The sequence below is a fragment of the Agrococcus sp. BE272 genome, assembly GCF_031457935.1.
GTDB lineage: Bacteria > Actinomycetota > Actinomycetes > Actinomycetales > Microbacteriaceae > Agrococcus > Agrococcus sediminis.
This window is the reverse complement of record NZ_JAVDXL010000001.1, coordinates 543703-557961: the sequence shown is the minus strand read 5'-3', so window position 1 is coordinate 557961 and position 14259 is coordinate 543703. Positions and strand designations below refer to the sequence as shown.

The 14259-nt window shown below is 71.4% G+C and carries 24 protein-coding genes and 1 pseudogene; 24 read left to right on the top strand and 1 reads right to left on the bottom strand.

What is annotated here, in order from left to right:
• Positions 1–22 precede the first annotated feature (22 nt).
• Genes J2X49_RS02710 through J2X49_RS02700 form a run of 3 tightly spaced genes read left to right on the top strand, consistent with a single transcriptional unit; the run spans position 23 to position 3026 of the window.
• On the top strand, positions 23–1165 hold the full coding sequence (locus tag J2X49_RS02710) for a type III polyketide synthase (RefSeq protein ID WP_310122247.1): 1143 nt from the start codon (positions 23–25) through the stop codon (positions 1163–1165).
• Positions 1162–1884, top strand: coding sequence for a methyltransferase domain-containing protein (locus tag J2X49_RS02705; protein WP_128190616.1), 723 nt, complete (start codon positions 1162–1164; stop codon positions 1882–1884). The genes J2X49_RS02710 and J2X49_RS02705 overlap by 4 nt, the downstream gene beginning before the upstream one ends.
• Positions 1881–3026, top strand: coding sequence for an NAD(P)/FAD-dependent oxidoreductase (locus J2X49_RS02700; protein ID WP_310122242.1), 1146 nt, complete (start codon positions 1881–1883; stop codon positions 3024–3026). Before J2X49_RS02705 ends, J2X49_RS02700 begins: the two co-directional genes overlap by 4 nt.
• On the opposite strand, the gene J2X49_RS02695 is transcribed toward J2X49_RS02700, so the two are convergent.
• Complete coding sequence (locus tag J2X49_RS02695; protein WP_310122239.1) at positions 3007–3906, bottom strand: arginase family protein; 900 nt, start codon at positions 3904–3906, stop codon at positions 3007–3009. The genes J2X49_RS02700 and J2X49_RS02695 overlap by 20 nt on opposite strands.
• A gap of 101 nt (positions 3907–4007) precedes the next feature.
• On the opposite strand from J2X49_RS02695, the gene J2X49_RS02690 reads away from it, so the two are divergent.
• The 21 genes and pseudogenes from J2X49_RS02690 to rplO all read left to right on the top strand — a co-directional run bounded on the left by J2X49_RS02690 (position 4008) and on the right by rplO (position 14227).
• The gene (locus tag J2X49_RS02690; RefSeq protein WP_146355669.1) at positions 4008–4238 is read left to right on the top strand and encodes an antitoxin; all 231 of its coding nucleotides are present in this window, start codon (positions 4008–4010) and stop codon (positions 4236–4238) included.
• 378 nt (positions 4239–4616) lie between these two features.
• Positions 4617–4925, top strand: a complete 309-nt coding sequence (gene rpsJ, locus J2X49_RS02685) for a 30S ribosomal protein S10 (RefSeq protein ID WP_021010896.1) — start codon at positions 4617–4619, stop codon at positions 4923–4925.
• Positions 4926–4933: 8 nt separating this feature from the next.
• On the top strand, positions 4934–5584 hold the full coding sequence (gene rplC / locus J2X49_RS02680; RefSeq protein WP_128189854.1) for a 50S ribosomal protein L3: 651 nt from the start codon (positions 4934–4936) through the stop codon (positions 5582–5584).
• A gap of 2 nt (positions 5585–5586) precedes the next feature.
• Positions 5587–6225, top strand: a pseudogene (gene rplD, locus J2X49_RS02675) (50S ribosomal protein L4); the annotation flags it as partial.
• A 308-nt stretch (positions 6226–6533) separates the two neighbouring features.
• On the top strand, positions 6534–6833 hold the full coding sequence (gene rplW / locus J2X49_RS02670) for a 50S ribosomal protein L23 (protein ID WP_128189856.1): 300 nt from the start codon (positions 6534–6536) through the stop codon (positions 6831–6833).
• Positions 6834–6852: 19 nt separating this feature from the next.
• Complete coding sequence (gene rplB / locus J2X49_RS02665) at positions 6853–7692, top strand: 50S ribosomal protein L2 (RefSeq protein ID WP_128189857.1); 840 nt, start codon at positions 6853–6855, stop codon at positions 7690–7692.
• A gap of 12 nt (positions 7693–7704) precedes the next feature.
• Entirely contained in the window at positions 7705–7986 is a 282-nt protein-coding gene (gene rpsS, locus J2X49_RS02660) for a 30S ribosomal protein S19 (protein ID WP_021010891.1), read from the top strand.
• A 24-nt stretch (positions 7987–8010) separates the two neighbouring features.
• On the top strand, positions 8011–8379 hold the full coding sequence (gene rplV, locus J2X49_RS02655) for a 50S ribosomal protein L22 (protein WP_123697049.1): 369 nt from the start codon (positions 8011–8013) through the stop codon (positions 8377–8379).
• Positions 8379–9113 (top strand): 30S ribosomal protein S3, encoded by a 735-nt coding sequence (gene rpsC, locus J2X49_RS02650; protein WP_128189858.1) that lies wholly within the window; start codon positions 8379–8381, stop codon positions 9111–9113. Before rplV ends, rpsC begins: the two co-directional genes overlap by 1 nt.
• 2 nt (positions 9114–9115) lie before the next feature.
• Positions 9116–9535: a 50S ribosomal protein L16 gene (gene rplP / locus J2X49_RS02645; protein ID WP_128189859.1), complete on the top strand. Its 420-nt coding sequence runs from the start codon at positions 9116–9118 to the stop codon at positions 9533–9535.
• Complete coding sequence (gene rpmC / locus J2X49_RS02640) at positions 9535–9867, top strand: 50S ribosomal protein L29 (RefSeq protein WP_128189860.1); 333 nt, start codon at positions 9535–9537, stop codon at positions 9865–9867. Before rplP ends, rpmC begins: the two co-directional genes overlap by 1 nt.
• On the top strand, positions 9867–10154 hold the full coding sequence (gene rpsQ / locus J2X49_RS02635; RefSeq protein ID WP_128189861.1) for a 30S ribosomal protein S17: 288 nt from the start codon (positions 9867–9869) through the stop codon (positions 10152–10154). Before rpmC ends, rpsQ begins: the two co-directional genes overlap by 1 nt.
• Before the next feature lie 26 nt (positions 10155–10180).
• A complete protein-coding gene (gene rplN, locus J2X49_RS02630) occupies positions 10181–10549 on the top strand; it encodes a 50S ribosomal protein L14 (protein WP_123697054.1) in 369 nt (122 codons plus the stop codon).
• 3 nt (positions 10550–10552) lie between these two features.
• Positions 10553–10924, top strand: a complete 372-nt coding sequence (gene rplX / locus J2X49_RS02625) for a 50S ribosomal protein L24 (RefSeq protein ID WP_128189862.1) — start codon at positions 10553–10555, stop codon at positions 10922–10924.
• Positions 10917–11477, top strand: a complete 561-nt coding sequence (rplE, locus tag J2X49_RS02620) for a 50S ribosomal protein L5 (RefSeq protein ID WP_128189863.1) — start codon at positions 10917–10919, stop codon at positions 11475–11477. Before rplX ends, rplE begins: the two co-directional genes overlap by 8 nt.
• Positions 11478–11559: 82 nt before the next feature.
• Complete coding sequence (gene rpsH, locus J2X49_RS02615) at positions 11560–11958, top strand: 30S ribosomal protein S8 (protein WP_128189864.1); 399 nt, start codon at positions 11560–11562, stop codon at positions 11956–11958.
• A gap of 6 nt (positions 11959–11964) precedes the next feature.
• A complete protein-coding gene (rplF, locus tag J2X49_RS02610) occupies positions 11965–12501 on the top strand; it encodes a 50S ribosomal protein L6 (RefSeq protein WP_310122198.1) in 537 nt (178 codons plus the stop codon).
• Positions 12501–12872 carry a 50S ribosomal protein L18 gene (rplR, locus tag J2X49_RS02605; protein ID WP_128189875.1) on the top strand — a complete coding sequence of 124 codons (372 nt, stop codon included), beginning with the start codon at positions 12501–12503 and terminating at the stop codon, positions 12870–12872. The genes rplF and rplR overlap by 1 nt, the downstream gene beginning before the upstream one ends.
• Complete coding sequence (gene rpsE / locus J2X49_RS02600; RefSeq protein WP_225792692.1) at positions 12869–13585, top strand: 30S ribosomal protein S5; 717 nt, start codon at positions 12869–12871, stop codon at positions 13583–13585. Before rplR ends, rpsE begins: the two co-directional genes overlap by 4 nt.
• Positions 13582–13770 (top strand): 50S ribosomal protein L30, encoded by a 189-nt coding sequence (gene rpmD, locus J2X49_RS02595; RefSeq protein ID WP_021010879.1) that lies wholly within the window; start codon positions 13582–13584, stop codon positions 13768–13770. Before rpsE ends, rpmD begins: the two co-directional genes overlap by 4 nt.
• Positions 13763–14227, top strand: coding sequence for a 50S ribosomal protein L15 (gene rplO / locus J2X49_RS02590; protein WP_128189866.1), 465 nt, complete (start codon positions 13763–13765; stop codon positions 14225–14227). Before rpmD ends, rplO begins: the two co-directional genes overlap by 8 nt.
• The last annotated feature ends 32 nt before the right edge of the window (positions 14228–14259 follow it).

Genomic DNA, 14259 nt, shown 5'->3' with positions numbered 1-14259 from the left:
GCGCCGCCACTACGCTCGCCGCATGACGGTGACGCTGAGGGGCCTGTCCACTGCCGTGCCGCCCACGCGGCTCGTCCAGACCGAGGTGGCGGAGGTGTTCGGCGCGCAGCCGGGCCTGTCGAGGCTCGGCCAGCGCATCGTCTCGACCTCGTTCGGCGTCTCGGGCATCGACCACCGCTACACGGTCGTCGACGAGCTGACGCTCTCGGGCGACGGGCCCGAGGAGCCCGCGTTCTTCGACCGCAGCACCGGCCTCCTGCTCGACCCCGGCACGCGGCTGCGCAACGATCGCTACGCCGAGCACGCGAGCCGCCTCTACGTCGAGGCGGGCGGCGCGGCGCTCGCGGCAGCGCCCGACCTCGAGGCCGCCGACGTCACGCACGTCATCACCGTCTCGTGCACCGGCTTCTACGCGCCGGGGCCGGACTTCGTGCTCGCGCGCGACCTGGGCCTGCCGGCGGGCGTGCAGCGCTACCACCTGGGCTTCATGGGCTGCTACGCGGCGATGCCGGCGCTGCGGCTCGCGGCGCAGCTGTGCGAGGCCGACGCGTCGGCGGTCGTGCTCGTGGTGAGCGTCGAGCTCTGCACGCTGCACCTGCGCACCTCCAACGACCCCGACACGATCGTCGCGACGTCGCTCTTCGGCGACGGCGCGGGCGCGGGCGTCGTGACCGCGCGGCCCACGGCCGAGGGTGAGCGCGCGCTGCGGCTCGACGCGTTCGCGACCCGCACGACGCCGCAGGGGGAGGGCGACATGGCCTGGCGGATCGGCGACCACGGCTTCGAGATGGTGCTCTCGAACGCGGTGCCGTCGCTCATCGGCGAGCACATCGTCGGCGCGATCGAGCCGCTGCTGTCGCAGGAGCCGGCGCTCGGCGCCGCGCTCGGCGAGGGCCGCGCGGGCGACGCGGTCGAGCACTGGGCCATCCACCCCGGCGGGCGCAGCATCCTCGACAAGGTCGAGTCGACGCTGCGGCTGTCCGAGGCGCAGCTCGTGCCGGCGCGCGAGACGCTGCGCGACTTCGGCAACATGTCGAGCGCCACCGTGCTGTTCGTGCTCGACCGGATCCTGCGCTCGGACGCCGCCGACGGCGAGCGCGTCGCGGCGATGGCGTTCGGCCCCGGCCTCACGGTCGAGTCGGCGCTGCTCACCGTCCAGGGATGAGCGTGCCGCGCTGGGCGCTGCGCGATCGTGACCCGGATGCGCGCGAGGCGATGGACGACCCGGGCTGCGACCCAGAGGTGCTCGCGCGCACCTACGCGAGGTTCGACCTCGTCAACGCGGCGGTGTCGGGCCGCGGGGCGCTCTACCGCCGCTGGATCCGGCCGCGGCTGCGCGCAGGACGGCACGTGCGGCTCCTCGACGTCGGCACGGGCGGCGCCGACCTGCCGCGCCGGCTGCTGCGCTGGGCGGCGCGCGACGGCGGCGGGCTGCGGGTGGTGGCGATCGATCCGGATGCGCGCGCGATGGCCTACGCGCGCGGGCTGGACCCCGTGCCCGGTCTCGAGCTGCGCCAGGCGACGACGGGCGACCTGGTCGCCAAGGGCGAGCGCTTCGACGTCGTCGTGTCGAACCACGTGCTGCACCACCTGTCGCCCGCCGAGCTCGGCGCGGTGCTCGCCGACTCCGAGCGGCTGACGGCGCCGGGCGGCGTCGCCGTCCACGGCGACATCGCCCGCTCGCCGCTCGCGTACGCGGCCTTCGCCGCCGCCACCTGGCCGCTGCAGCCGACGCTCCTGCGCGGCACGCTCATCCGCCCCGACGGCCTCGCCTCGATCCGCCGCAGCAGCACGCCCGCCGAGCTCGCGGCCGCGGCGCCGCCCGGGTGGAGCGTGCGGCGCGGCCTGCCGTCGCGGCTCGAGCTCGTGCGGGAGGCCCCGTGAGCGCCCGCCACGACGTCGCGGTCGTCGGAGCGGGCGCCGTCGGCCTGCACCTCGCGTGCCTCCTGGCGCAGCGGGGGCTCGACGTCGTCGTGCTCGAGCGGCGCACCGAGCCGTCGGCGGCGTCGCGCGCGTTCGGCATCCACCCGCCGGGGCTCGCGGCCCTCGACGCGGCGGGCGTCGGCGACGTCGTGCGCGCGGAGTCGGCCGCCATCACCGCGGGCGCGGCGCTCCGCGGCGGGCGGGAGCTCGCGCGGCTGCGCTTCGACGAGGCGCCGATCCGCGCGCTGCCGCAGCACCGCACCGAGGCGCTGCTGCGCGAGCGGCTCGCGGCGCTCGCGCCCGAGGCGCTGCGCACCGGCGCGCGCGTCGTGGCGCTGACGCAGCGGGCGGACGCCGTCGGGCTCGGGATCGAGGGGAGCGCCCCGGTCGAGGCGCGCTGGGCGGTGGGCGCCGACGGCGTGCGCAGCGCGGTGCGGGCGATGCTCGGCGTGCGCTGGCGGCTCCGCCACGGCTGGGGCGCGTACGCGATGGTCGACGTCGACGAGCCGGAGGGCGCCGGCGCTCGCCCGGATGCGCAGCACGGCGAGGCGCACCTGCACCTCGAGCCCGGCGGCATCGTCGAGTCGTTCCCGCTCCCGGGCGGCCGGCGGCGCTGGGTGGTGCGGCTGCGGGAGCCGGAGCCCGGCATCGGCCTCGCTCGGTTCCAGCGCCTCCTCGACGAGCGGCTCGTCGACCCGCCGCGGCTGCCCGCAGGCGCGGAGCCGAGCGCGTTCGTGGCGCGCCAGCACCTCGCGGAGCGCGCGGCGGTCGGGCGCGCGGCGCTCGTCGGCGACGCGGCGCACGAGGTGAGCCCGATCGGCGGCCAGGGCATGAGCCTCGGCTGGCTCGACGCGCTGGCCCTCGACGCGGCGCTCGCCCGGGCGCTCGCCGACGAGCGGCGCGGCGCCGAGGCCCTCGCGGCCTACGCCCTCGCGCGCGGCGAGGCGGCGAAGCGCGCGATGCGCCGCGCCGCCTGGAACATGGGGATGGGCTCGCCCGCGAGCGGCACGGAGCTCGCGGCGCGGATGCTGCTCGTGAGGGCGCTCGCGCTGCCGCCGGGGCGGGCAGCCGTGGCGCGCGCGTTCACGATGCGGGGGCTCTGAGCGCCAGGCCCGCGAGCGCCTCGAGGATCCCGAGCGCCACGAGCCGCACGGTGCGCCCGTCGGGGGCGTCGGCGGATGCGTCGACCTCGGTGAAGTCGATCGACGTCACCTCGGGCGCGGCCGCGAGGGCGCGCACGAGCTGCCGCAGCTGCCAGGCGCTGAGCCCCCCGGGGGTGGAGGCGGGGCAGCCGGGCGCGACGGCGCGGTCGCAGGCGTCGACGTCGACGTCGACGTGCACCGGCCCGCCCGCGGCCGCGGCGATCGCGACGGCGCGAGCGGCGATCTCGTGCATCGGCGCCGCCTCGCACGCGTCACGGGGGATCACCGTGATGCCCGCCGCCTCGGCCCGCTCGGCGTAGGCCGCGGAGTTTGCGAAGTCCTGGATCCCGATCTGCACGACCCGGCGCCCGTCGAGGCCCGCCTCGAGCAGCCGGCGCACGGGAGAGCCGTTGCTGCGGCCGTCGCGCAGGTCGTGGTGCGCGTCGATCGTGATGAGGCCGGCGGAGCCGACGGATGCGCCCCAGGCGCCGAGGGCGGCGGGCACGGTCGCGGCGTTGTCGCCGCCGATCGCGAGCACGAGCCGCGCGCGGGCCGCGGCCCCCGCGACGAGCGCCGCAGCGCCTGCCTCGTCGCCGTCGGGGTCGGCCGCGTCGCCGGCGTCGGCGATCCGCAGCCCCGCGAGCGGCGCCGCCGCGGCGTGCGGCGAGTAGCGGCGCAGCGCCTCGCGCACCGCGGGCGGCGTCGAGTGCGCGGCGGTGGGGCTCAGCGACGTCGCGTGGGTGCCGAGCCCGACGAGCACCGCGTCGACGGACCCCTCGGCCTCGGCGAGCTGCGGCCATCCGCCCGCGCGGGGCCAGCTGGGGTCGTGGGGGAGCGCCATGCCGCGAGCGTAGCGATCGGGCCGGAGCACTGGCGCGATCGCCGCGGGTGTGGTTCGGTGGTGGGCACGCCGCGACCCGCGCGACGAGACAGGAGGCATGCATGGGCATCGATGACTTCGTGAACAAGGCGAAGGACGCGCTCGACAACGAGCAGGGCGAGCAGCACAGCGACCAGGGCATCCAGGCCGCCGGCGACGGCTTCGACCGGCTCTCGGGCGGGCGCTTCGCCGAGCACACCGACGGCGTGCAGGAGCACGCCGACGGCTTCCTCGGCCACTCCGACGCAGACGCTGCCGGAGCGCAGCCGCAGGACGACGAGCCGCGCCAGTAGCGCGGGAGCACCGAGGGGCGGGGAGCGATCCCCGCCCCTCCGCCGTGCGTGGGAGGATGGCGGCGCGGTCGGCCGCAGCCGCGGAACGACGCGGCAGAAGGCGCGACACGCCCGGGTTGCACGGACATCCTGATCCGTGCGAGAATCGACAGGTTGCAAACGCGGCGTCTCACGCCGCTCACTGCCCTGGCAGTGCACAGGACGATCACGATCCTGGGCCGCGGGCAGCCGACAAGAACTTCGCCGAAGCCGAGCGCGGCATGACCGTGCTCAGCGGCGGTGCGCGCCCTCCGGGGCATTGACAGAAGAACAGCGGTGCACTGACAGGTGTGTTGCGAGCAGTCCGAGCGGCTGCGTCGACAGGAAAGAGAGTCAGCCATGGCGGGACAGAAGATCCGCATCCGACTGAAGTCGTACGACCACGAGGTCATCGACTCGTCGGCGCGCAAGATCGTCGACACCGTGACCCGAGCGGGCGCGACGGTGGTGGGCCCTGTGCCGCTGCCGACGGAGAAGAACGTGGTCGTGGTGATCCGTTCTCCCCACAAGTACAAGGACAGCCGCGAGCACTTCGAGAAGCGCACGCACAAGCGACTCATCGACATCATCGATCCGACGCCCAAGGCCGTCGACTCGCTCATGCGCCTCGACCTGCCCGCTGACGTCAACATCGAGATCAAGCTCTAAGGAACGCCATGTCGAAGATCACGACGACTCGCGGCCTGCTCGGCAAGAAGCTCGGGATGACCCAGGTGTGGGATGAGCAGAACAAGCTCGTCCCCGTCACGGTGCTCGAGATCACGCCGAACGTGGTCACGCAGATCCGCACGCACGAGAAGGACGGCTACGCGGCCATCCAGATCGCTGCCGGCCAGGTCGACCCGCGCAAGGTCAACAAGCCCGCCGCCGGCCACTTCGACGCCGCCGGCGTCACCCCCCGCCGCCACCTCGCAGAGGTGCGCACCGACAACGCCGGCGAGTACGAGCTCGGCCAGGAGCTGGCCGTCGACCTGTTCGCCGCAGGCCAGAAGGTCGACGTCGTCGGCACCTCCAAGGGCAAGGGCTTCGCCGGTGTCATGAAGCGCCACAACTTCGCCGGCGTCTCCGCCTCGCACGGTGCCCACCGCAACCACCGCAAGCCGGGCTCCATCGGTGCCTCGTCCACGCCCAGCCGCGTCTTCCGCGGCATGCGCATGGCCGGCCGCATGGGTGGCGAGCGCGTGTCGGTGCTGAACCTCACGGTCCACTCGATCGACGTCGAGCAGGGCCTCATGCTCGTCAAGGGCGCCGTCCCCGGTGCCCGCGGCCGACTCGTCTTCGTCCGCAACGCTGTGAAGGGAGCCTGAGCATGACCGCACAGGTCGCCATCGTCGACGCGAAGGGCAAGCAGGCAGGCTCGGTCGAGCTGCCCGCCAGCATCTTCGACGTCCAGACGAACGTTCCGCTGATCCACCAGGTCGTGGTCGCGCAGCTCGCTGCCGCACGCCAGGGCACGCACTCGACCAAGGGTCGCGGCGAGGTCTCCGGCGCCGGCCGCAAGCCGTTCAAGCAGAAGGGCACCGGCCGCGCGCGCCAGGGCTCGATCCGCGCGCCCCAGATGACCGGCGGTGGCATCGTCCACGGCCCGACGCCGCGCGACTACTCGCAGCGCACCCCCAAGAAGATGATCGCCGCGGCCCTGCTGGGCTCGCTGTCCGACCGCGCTCGCGGCGGCCGCCTGCACGTCGTCGAGACCTTCGGCTCCGCCGAGGCCCCGAAGACGCGCGCAGCCGTCGAGATGCTCGCGGCGCTCGGCGTCGTCAAGAACGTGCTCATCGTGCTCGACCGCTCCGAGGAGACCGCGTTCCTCTCGGTGCGCAACCTCACCGAGGTGCACGTCCTGTCGTGGGACCAGCTCAACGCGTACGACGTGCTCGTGAGCGACGACATCGTCTTCTCGAAGACCGCCTACGAGGCGTTCGTCGCCGCGAAGACGAAGGGCGAGGCCGTCGTGGCCGCCGCTCCCGTCGAGCAGCCGGCGACGGCCGACGAGGCCGCCCCTGCCGCTGAGGCAGAGGTCGCCGAGGGCGACTTCGGCGCCGACTCGGCCGCACCGCTGGCCGACGGCTCCGCCCCCGAGGGCTTCCCGATCAAGGGCAACGCGAACTCGATGAAGTTCCACCGCCCCGAGGGTCGCTGGTTCGAGCAGACCGAGGCCGAGGTGTGGTTCCGCACTGCCGAGGCCGCTGAGGCCGCTGGCTTCGTCGAGGCCGGCAAGGGCTCGAAGGCCGCTGCGGCAGACAAGGACGAGAACTGATGAGCGGTTACAACAAGGACCCTCGCGACATCATCATCCGCCCGATCGTGTCCGAGAAGAGCTACGCGCTCATCGACATGGGCAGCTACACCTTCGAGGTCGACCCGCGCGCCTCGAAGACCGAGATCAAGCTCGCGATCGAGAAGATCTTCGGCGTCAAGGTGGAGCGCGTCAACACCCTCAACCGCGTCGGCAAGACGCGCCGCACCCGCTTCGGCATCGGCAAGCGCAAGGACACCAAGCGCGCGATCGTGAAGCTGAAGTCCGGCTCGATCGACATCTTCACGGCTGTCGGCTGAGGACGGAAGGAACAAGCACATGGCAATCCGCAAGTACAAGCCGACGACCCCCGGTCGTCGCGGCTCCTCCGTCGCAGACTTCGCTGAGATCACCCGGTCGACGCCCGAGAAGTCGCTGCTGCGCCCGCTGCCCAAGACGGGTGGCCGCAACAACGCCGGTCGCATCACGACCCGCCACATCGGCGGCGGCCACAAGCGCCAGTACCGCGTCATCGACTTCCGTCGCAACGACAAGGACGGCGTCAACGCCCGCGTCGCGCACATCGAGTACGACCCCAACCGCACGGCGCGCATCGCGCTGCTGCACTTCGAGGACGGCACGAAGCGCTACATCCTGGCCCCCAACAAGCTCGGCCAGGGCGACATCGTCGAGTCGGGCGCAGGCGCCGACATCAAGCCCGGCAACAACCTGCCGCTGCGCAACATCCCGACGGGAACGGTCGTCCACGCGATCGAGCTCCGTCCGGGCGGCGGCGCCAAGCTGGCCCGCTCGGCCGGCGCATCGGTCCGCCTCGTCGCCAAGGACGGCCCCTACGCGCAGCTCCGCCTGCCGTCGGGCGAGATCCGCAACGTCGACGCGCGCTGCCGCGCCACGATCGGCGAGGTCGGCAACGCCGAGCAGTCGAACATCAACTGGGGCAAGGCTGGCCGCAAGCGCTGGCTCGGCGTCCGTCCGACCGTCCGCGGTGTCGCGATGAACCCGGTCGACCACCCGCACGGTGGTGGCGAGGGCAAGACGAGCGGTGGCCGCCACCCCGTCAGCCCGTGGGGTCAGGCCGAGGGCCGCACCCGCCGGCCGAACAAGCCGAGCGACAAGCTCATCGTCCGCCGCCGCCCGACCGGCAAGAAGAAGCGCTAGTAGGAGAGTCCGATGCCCCGCAGCCTCAAGAAGGGTCCGTTCGTCGACGACCACCTCCTCACCAAGGTGGTTCGCCAGAACGAGGCCGGCAGCAAGAACGTCATCAAGACGTGGTCGCGCCGCTCGATGATCGTCCCGGCCATGCTCGGCCACACGATCGCCGTGCACGACGGCCGCAAGCACATCCCGGTCTTCGTCACCGAGACGATGGTCGGCCACAAGCTGGGCGAGTTCGCGCCCACCCGCACCTTCCGCGGTCACGTGAAGGACGACAAGAAGGGTCGTCGCCGCTAAGCGCGGCGACGGAAGGAGAAGGCAATGGTTGAGTCGATCGCTCGCGTTCGTCACATCCGCGTGACCCCTCAGAAGGCCCGCCGCGTCGTCGACATGATCCGCGGCAAGCAGGCCGAGGAGGCCCTCGCGATCCTGAAGTTCGCCCCGCAGGGCGCCTCGGAGCCGGTCTACAAGCTCGTCGCCTCGGCGATGGCGAACGCCCGGGTCAAGGCCGACGCGACGAACGAGTTCCTCGACGACGCCGACCTGTACGTGTCGCGCGCATTCGTCGACGAGGGCACCACGCTCAAGCGGTTCCAGCCGCGTGCACAGGGTCGCGCGTTCCGCATCAACAAGCGGACGAGCCACATCACCGTCGTGCTCGCGACGCCGACCACGGAGGACGAGAAGTAATGGGACAGAAGGTCAACCCGTACGGCTTCCGCCTCGGCATCACCACCGACCACGTGTCGCGCTGGTTCGCCGAGTCGACCAAGCCGGGGCAGCGCTACGCCGACTACGTGGCCGAGGACGTGCGCATCCGCAGGATGCTCGCGACGAGCCTCGACCGCGCCGGCGTCGCCCGCATCGAGATCGAGCGCACCCGCGACCGCGTCCGCGTCGACATCCACACCGCCCGTCCGGGCATCGTGATCGGTCGCCGCGGCGCCGAGGCCGAGCGCATCCGCGCCGACCTCGAGAAGCTCACCGGCAAGCAGATCCAGCTGAACATCCTCGAGGTCAAGAACCCCGAGGCCTCGGCTCAGCTCGTCGCGCAGGGCATCGCCGAGCAGCTCAGCGCTCGCGTGGCATTCCGCCGCGCGATGCGCAAGGGCCTGCAGTCGGCGCAGCGCGCCGGTGCCAAGGGCGTCAAGATCAAGGTCTCGGGCCGCCTCGGCGGCGCCGAGATGAGCCGCAGCGAGTCGTACCGCGAGGGTCGTGTGCCCCTGCACACGCTCCGGTCGAACATCGACTACGGCTTCTACGAGGCCCGCACCACCTTCGGCCGCATCGGCGTGAAGGTCTGGATCTACAACGGTGAGCTCACCAACCGCGAGCTGGCTCGCGAGCAGGCGAACCAGAAGCCGCAGCGCGAGCGTCGGGGCCCCCGTCGCGACGCGCCGGCAGCAGCAGGAGTCGAGGCGTAATCATGCTCATTCCCCGTCGAGTCAAGCACCGCAAGCAGCACCACCCGAAGCGCCGCGGTCAGGCCACCGGTGGCACGAAGGTCAGCTTCGGCGAGTTCGGCATCCAGGCGCTCACGCCTGCGTATGTCACGAACCGCCAGATCGAGGCCGCTCGTATCGCCATGACGCGCCACATCAAGCGCGGCGGCAAGGTGTGGATCAACATCTACCCCGACCGTCCGCTCACGAAGAAGCCCGCCGAGACCCGCATGGGCTCCGGCAAGGGCTCGCCCGAGTGGTGGGTCGCGAACGTCAAGCCGGGCCGCGTCCTGTTCGAGGTCGCCGGCGTCAACGAGGAGCTCGCACGCGAGGCGATGATGCGAGCCATTCACAAGCTGCCGCTCAAGGCACGCATCATCAAGCGCGAGGAGGCTGACGCATAATGGCGATCGGTTCCAAGGAGCTCCTGCCCGCCGAGCTCGCCAGCATGGACGACGAGCGTCTCGTCGTCGAGCTGAAGCGGGCCAAGGAGGAGCTGTTCAACCTGCGGTTCCAGTCGGCCACCGGCCAGCTGGACTCGCACGGCCGCCTGCGCGCCGTCAAGCGCGACATCGCGCGGCTGTACACCGTGATCCGCGAGCGCGAGCTCGGCATCAGCGCCTCCCCGGCGCCGGTCGAGAAGGCTGCGGACAAGAAGAAGTCGAAGAAGGCCGACGAGGCCGCGAAGGCCCCTGAGGCCCAGGCTTCTGAGGACCAGAAGGCTGAGGACAACTGATGGCTACCACTGAGCAGCCCAAGGACGAGACCGTCCAGCGCGGCTACCGCAAGTCGCGCATCGGCTACGTCGTCTCCGACAAGATGGAGAAGACCGTCGTCGTCGAGGTCGAGGACCGCGTCAAGCACCCCCTCTACGGCAAGGTCCTGCGCAAGTCCTCGAAGGTCAAGGCGCACGACGAGCAGAACGCCGCCGGCATCGGCGACCGCGTCCTGATCGCAGAGACCCGCCCGACGAGCGCCACCAAGCGCTGGCGCCTCGTCGAGATCCTCGAGAAGGCCAAGTAGGCCTCGGCCTCGAAGGAGATCCAGACATGATCCAGCAGGAATCCCGCGTCAAGGTCGCCGACAACACCGGCGCCAAGCAGCTCCTGACCATCCGCGTCCTCGGCGGCTCCGGCCGTCGGTACGCGGGCCTCGGCGACACCATCGTCGCCACGGTCAAGGACGCCATCCCCGGCGGTGCCGTCAAGAAGGGCGATGTGGTCAAGGCCGTCATCGTCCGCACCGTGAAGTCCACCCGCCGTCCCGACGGCTCGTACATCAAGTTCGACGAGAACGCAGCGGTCATCCTGAAGAACGACGGAGACCCCCGCGGCACGCGCATCTTCGGCCCCGTCGGTCGCGAGCTCCGCGACAAGCGCTTCATGAAGATCGTCTCGCTCGCACCGGAGGTGATCTGACCCATGGCCAGCATCAAGAAGGGCGACCTCGTGCAGGTCATCGCCGGCGCGCGCGAGTCGCGCGGCGGCGACCGGGGGAAGACCGGTCGCGTGATCGAGGTCCTGCCCGAGCAGAACCGCGTGATCGTCGAGGGCGTCAACCTCGTCACCAAGCACATCAAGGTCGGCCAGACCAACCGCGGCACCCGCACGGGCGGCATCGAGACCCACGAGGCCCCGATCCACGTGTCGAACGTCGCGCTGATCGACCCCGAGACCAAGAAGCCCACCCGCGTCCGCCGCGAGGTCAAGACCGTCGAGAAGAACGGCGTCACGACCACGACGAAGGTCCGCGTCGCGAGCAAGTCGGGCAAGGAGATCAAGAGCAATGACTGACACCGCTGTGCGCCTGCCCCGGCTCAAGCAGCAGTACCGCGAGACGATCGTGCCGCAGCTCCGCGAGGACTTCGGCTACGGCAACGTCATGCAGGTGCCGGGCCTGACCAAGATCGTCGTCAACACCGGCGTCGGCGAGGCCGCGCGCGACTCGAAGGTGATCGAGGGCGCGATCCGCGACCTCACGCAGATCACCGGACAGAAGCCGATGGTGACCGCCGCACGCAAGTCGATCGCGCAGTTCAAGCTGCGCGACGGCATGCCGATCGGTGCGCACGTGACGCTCCGCGGCGACCGCATGTGGGAGTTCCTCGACCGTCTGCTGACGCTCGCGCTGCCCCGCATCCGCGACTTCCGCGGCCTGAGCCCGAAGCAGTTCGACGGCAACGGCAACTACACGTTCGGCCTCCAGGAGCAGTCCGTGTTCCACGAGATCGACCAGGACAAGATCGACCGCGTCCGCGGATTCGACATCACCGTCGTCACGACGGCGAAGTCGGACGACGAGGGTCGCGCGCTGCTCAAGGCGCTCGGCTTCCCCTTCCAGTCCTGACCCCATCGGCGCCGCCGGCGCCGAGCAGCTTCAAGGTCGCTGTCCGCGGAACGGGCAGCGAAACCAGAACGGAGAACCACCCATGACGATGACCGATCCGGTCGCCGACATGCTGACGCGTCTGCGCAACGCCAACACGGCGATGCACGACGAGGTCACGCTGCCGTCGTCGACCCTGAAGGCGAGCATCGCCGAGATCCTCGAGCGCGAGGGCTTCATCTCGGCCTGGAAGGTCGAGGACGCACGCGTCGGCAAGACGCTGACCCTCAGCCTGAAGTACGGCCCGAACCGCGAGCGCGCGATCGTCGGCCTCAAGCGCGTGTCGAAGCCCGGCCTCCGGGTGTACGCACGCTCGGCCGAGATCCCTCAGGTCCACGGCGGCCTCGGCGTCGCCATCCTGTCCACGAGCTCGGGCCTCCTCACGGACCGTGAGGCCGAGCAGAAGGGCGTCGGCGGGGAAGTCCTCGCCTACGTGTGGTGAGCTGACATGTCACGAATCGGACGTCTTCCCATCGACATCCCCTCGGGTGTCGACATCACGGTGCACGGCGACGTCGTCACCGTCAAGGGCCCCAAGGGCGAGCTCCAGGTCCCGATCGCCAAGCCCATCCAGGTCGAGGTGGCCGACGGCCAGATCCAGGTCACGCGCCCGGACGACGAGCGCGAGTCGCGCTCGCTGCACGGCCTGACCCGCACGCTGATCGCCAACGACATCCTCGGCGTCACGGAGGGCTACTCCAAGTCGCTCGAGGTCGTCGGCACCGGCTACCGCGTGGCGGCGAAGGGCACGGGCATCGAGTTCGCGCTCGGCTACTCGCACCCGATCAACGTCGAGCCGCCCGCCGGCATCACGTTCACGGTCGAGGGCAACAACAAGGTCACCGTCAGCGGCATCTCGAAGCAGGCCGTCGGCGAGGTGGCCGCGAACCTCCGCAAGCTGCGCAAGCCGGAGCCCTACAAGGGCAAGGGCGTCCGCTACGCGGGCGAGCAGATCCGCCGCAAGGCTGGAAAGGCTGGTAAGTGATGGGCATCGGTACCCGAGGCAAGAGCAAGTCGGCTGCCCGCGGTCGTCGCCACGCACGCCTCCGCAAGAAGATCGTCGGCACCGCGTCGGTGCCGCGCCTGGTCGTCACCCGCTCGGCACGCCACGTGTTCGTGCAGGTCGTCGACGACTCGAAGGGCGTCACCGTGGCGTCCGCATCCACGATGGAGGCTGACCTCCGCGGCTTCGACGGCGACAAGACCGCCAAGGCGAAGCGCGTCGGCGAGCTCGTCGCGGAGCGCGCCAAGGCGGCCGGCATCGAGTCGGTCGTGTTCGACCGCGGCGGCAACCGCTACGCCGGTCGCGTCGCCGCGATCGCCGACGGCGCACGAGAGGCAGGGCTGGGACTGTGAGCGAAGAGAACAAGGACACGCAGGTGACGGACACCACGCAGCAGGCTGCGCCCGCTGAGGCCGGCCAGGGCGGCGACCACCGCGACGAGCCTCGCGAGCAGCGCCGCGGCAGCCGCGACCGCGGCACGCGCGGCGAGCGCGGGCGTCGTGACGACCGCGGCACGGAGAACCAGTTCCTCGAGCGCGTCGTGACGATCAACCGCGTCTCGAAGGTCGTCAAGGGCGGCCGCCGCTTCAGCTTCACGGCGCTCGTCGTCGTGGGCGACGGCGACGGCATGGTCGGCGTCGGCTACGGCAAGGCCCGCGAGGTCCCCACGGCCATCTCGAAGGGCGTCGAGGAGGCGAAGAAGAACTTCTTCCGCGTCCCCCGCATCGCCAAGACGATCCCGCACCCGGTGCAGGGCGAGGCCGCTGCCGGCGTCGTGCTGCTCCGTCCCGCTGCCGCCGGTACCGGTGTCATCGCGGGCGGCCCCGTGCGCGCCGTCCTCGAGTGCGCCGGCATCCACGACGTCCTGAGCAAGTCGCTCGGCTCGTCGAACTCCATCAACATCGTCCACGCGACGGTGGCAGCGCTGCGCCAGCTCGAGGAGCCCCGCGCAGTGGCCGCCCGTCGCGGCCTCGATGTCGACCGCGTCGTGCCGGAGCGCCTGCTCCGCGCCGAGGCGGAGCACACCAAGCACGAGGCTGAGATCGCGAAGGCGGCATCCAAGTGAGCAAGCTGAAGATCACGCAGATCAAGTCCGTGATCAGCGAGAAGCAGTACCAGCGCGAGACGCTGCGCTCGCTGGGCCTCAAGCGCATCGGCCAGTCGGTCGAGCGCGAGGACAACGAGCAGAACCGTGGGTACGTCAACACGGTCCGGCACCTCGTCAAGGTCGAGGAGATCCAGAATGACTGAGAAGAACGAGTCGGCCGAGCTGCCGTCGCTCAAGGTGCACCACCTCCGGCCCGCGCCGGGCGCGAAGACCGCCCGCACGCGCGTCGGTCGCGGTGAGGCGTCGAAGGGCAAGACGGCCGGTCGAGGCACGAAGGGCACGAAGGCCCGCTACTCGGTGCGTCCCGGCTTCGAGGGCGGCCAGCTGAACAGCGTCATGCGCGCTCCGAAGCTGCGCGGCTTCAAGAACCCGTTCCGCACGGAGTACCAGGTCGTCAACGTCGGCCAGCTGCAGGCGCTGTTCCCGAACGGGGGCGACGTCACCGTCGCCGACCTGGTCGCCAAGGGCGCCGTCCGCAAGAACGAGCTCGTCAAGGTGCTCGCCGGCGGCGAGCTGACGGTCGCGCTGACCGTCGCCGTCGACAAGGTCTCGGCAGCGGCTGAGCAGAAGATCGTGGCCGCAGGCGGCTCGGTCAAGTAAGTAGGCTGAGGGGCGGTCCGTGCGCGGGCCGC

Excerpts from the sequence above, each read along its gene's own strand:
- J2X49_RS02710 (WP_310122247.1), top strand. The coding sequence starts at position 23 with ATGACGGTGACGCTGAGGGGCCTGTCCACTGCCGTGCCGCCCACGCGG.
- J2X49_RS02705 (WP_128190616.1), top strand. The coding sequence starts at position 1,162 with ATGAGCGTGCCGCGCTGGGCGCTGCGCGATCGTGACCCGGATGCGCGC.
- J2X49_RS02695 (WP_310122239.1), bottom strand. The coding sequence starts at position 3,906 with ATGGCGCTCCCCCACGACCCCAGCTGGCCCCGCGCGGGCGGATGGCCG.
- J2X49_RS02690 (WP_146355669.1), top strand. The coding sequence starts at position 4,008 with ATGGGCATCGATGACTTCGTGAACAAGGCGAAGGACGCGCTCGACAAC.
- rpsJ (WP_021010896.1), top strand. The coding sequence starts at position 4,617 with ATGGCGGGACAGAAGATCCGCATCCGACTGAAGTCGTACGACCACGAG.
- rplC (WP_128189854.1), top strand. The coding sequence starts at position 4,934 with ATGTCGAAGATCACGACGACTCGCGGCCTGCTCGGCAAGAAGCTCGGG.
- rplW (WP_128189856.1), top strand. The coding sequence starts at position 6,534 with ATGAGCGGTTACAACAAGGACCCTCGCGACATCATCATCCGCCCGATC.
- rplB (WP_128189857.1), top strand. The coding sequence starts at position 6,853 with ATGGCAATCCGCAAGTACAAGCCGACGACCCCCGGTCGTCGCGGCTCC.
- rpsS (WP_021010891.1), top strand. The coding sequence starts at position 7,705 with ATGCCCCGCAGCCTCAAGAAGGGTCCGTTCGTCGACGACCACCTCCTC.
- rplV (WP_123697049.1), top strand. The coding sequence starts at position 8,011 with ATGGTTGAGTCGATCGCTCGCGTTCGTCACATCCGCGTGACCCCTCAG.
- rpsC (WP_128189858.1), top strand. The coding sequence starts at position 8,379 with ATGGGACAGAAGGTCAACCCGTACGGCTTCCGCCTCGGCATCACCACC.
- rplP (WP_128189859.1), top strand. The coding sequence starts at position 9,116 with ATGCTCATTCCCCGTCGAGTCAAGCACCGCAAGCAGCACCACCCGAAG.
- rpmC (WP_128189860.1), top strand. The coding sequence starts at position 9,535 with ATGGCGATCGGTTCCAAGGAGCTCCTGCCCGCCGAGCTCGCCAGCATG.
- rpsQ (WP_128189861.1), top strand. The coding sequence starts at position 9,867 with ATGGCTACCACTGAGCAGCCCAAGGACGAGACCGTCCAGCGCGGCTAC.
- rplN (WP_123697054.1), top strand. The coding sequence starts at position 10,181 with ATGATCCAGCAGGAATCCCGCGTCAAGGTCGCCGACAACACCGGCGCC.
- rplX (WP_128189862.1), top strand. The coding sequence starts at position 10,553 with ATGGCCAGCATCAAGAAGGGCGACCTCGTGCAGGTCATCGCCGGCGCG.
- rplE (WP_128189863.1), top strand. The coding sequence starts at position 10,917 with ATGACTGACACCGCTGTGCGCCTGCCCCGGCTCAAGCAGCAGTACCGC.
- rpsH (WP_128189864.1), top strand. The coding sequence starts at position 11,560 with ATGACGATGACCGATCCGGTCGCCGACATGCTGACGCGTCTGCGCAAC.
- rplF (WP_310122198.1), top strand. The coding sequence starts at position 11,965 with ATGTCACGAATCGGACGTCTTCCCATCGACATCCCCTCGGGTGTCGAC.
- rplR (WP_128189875.1), top strand. The coding sequence starts at position 12,501 with ATGGGCATCGGTACCCGAGGCAAGAGCAAGTCGGCTGCCCGCGGTCGT.
- rplO (WP_128189866.1), top strand. The coding sequence starts at position 13,763 with ATGACTGAGAAGAACGAGTCGGCCGAGCTGCCGTCGCTCAAGGTGCAC.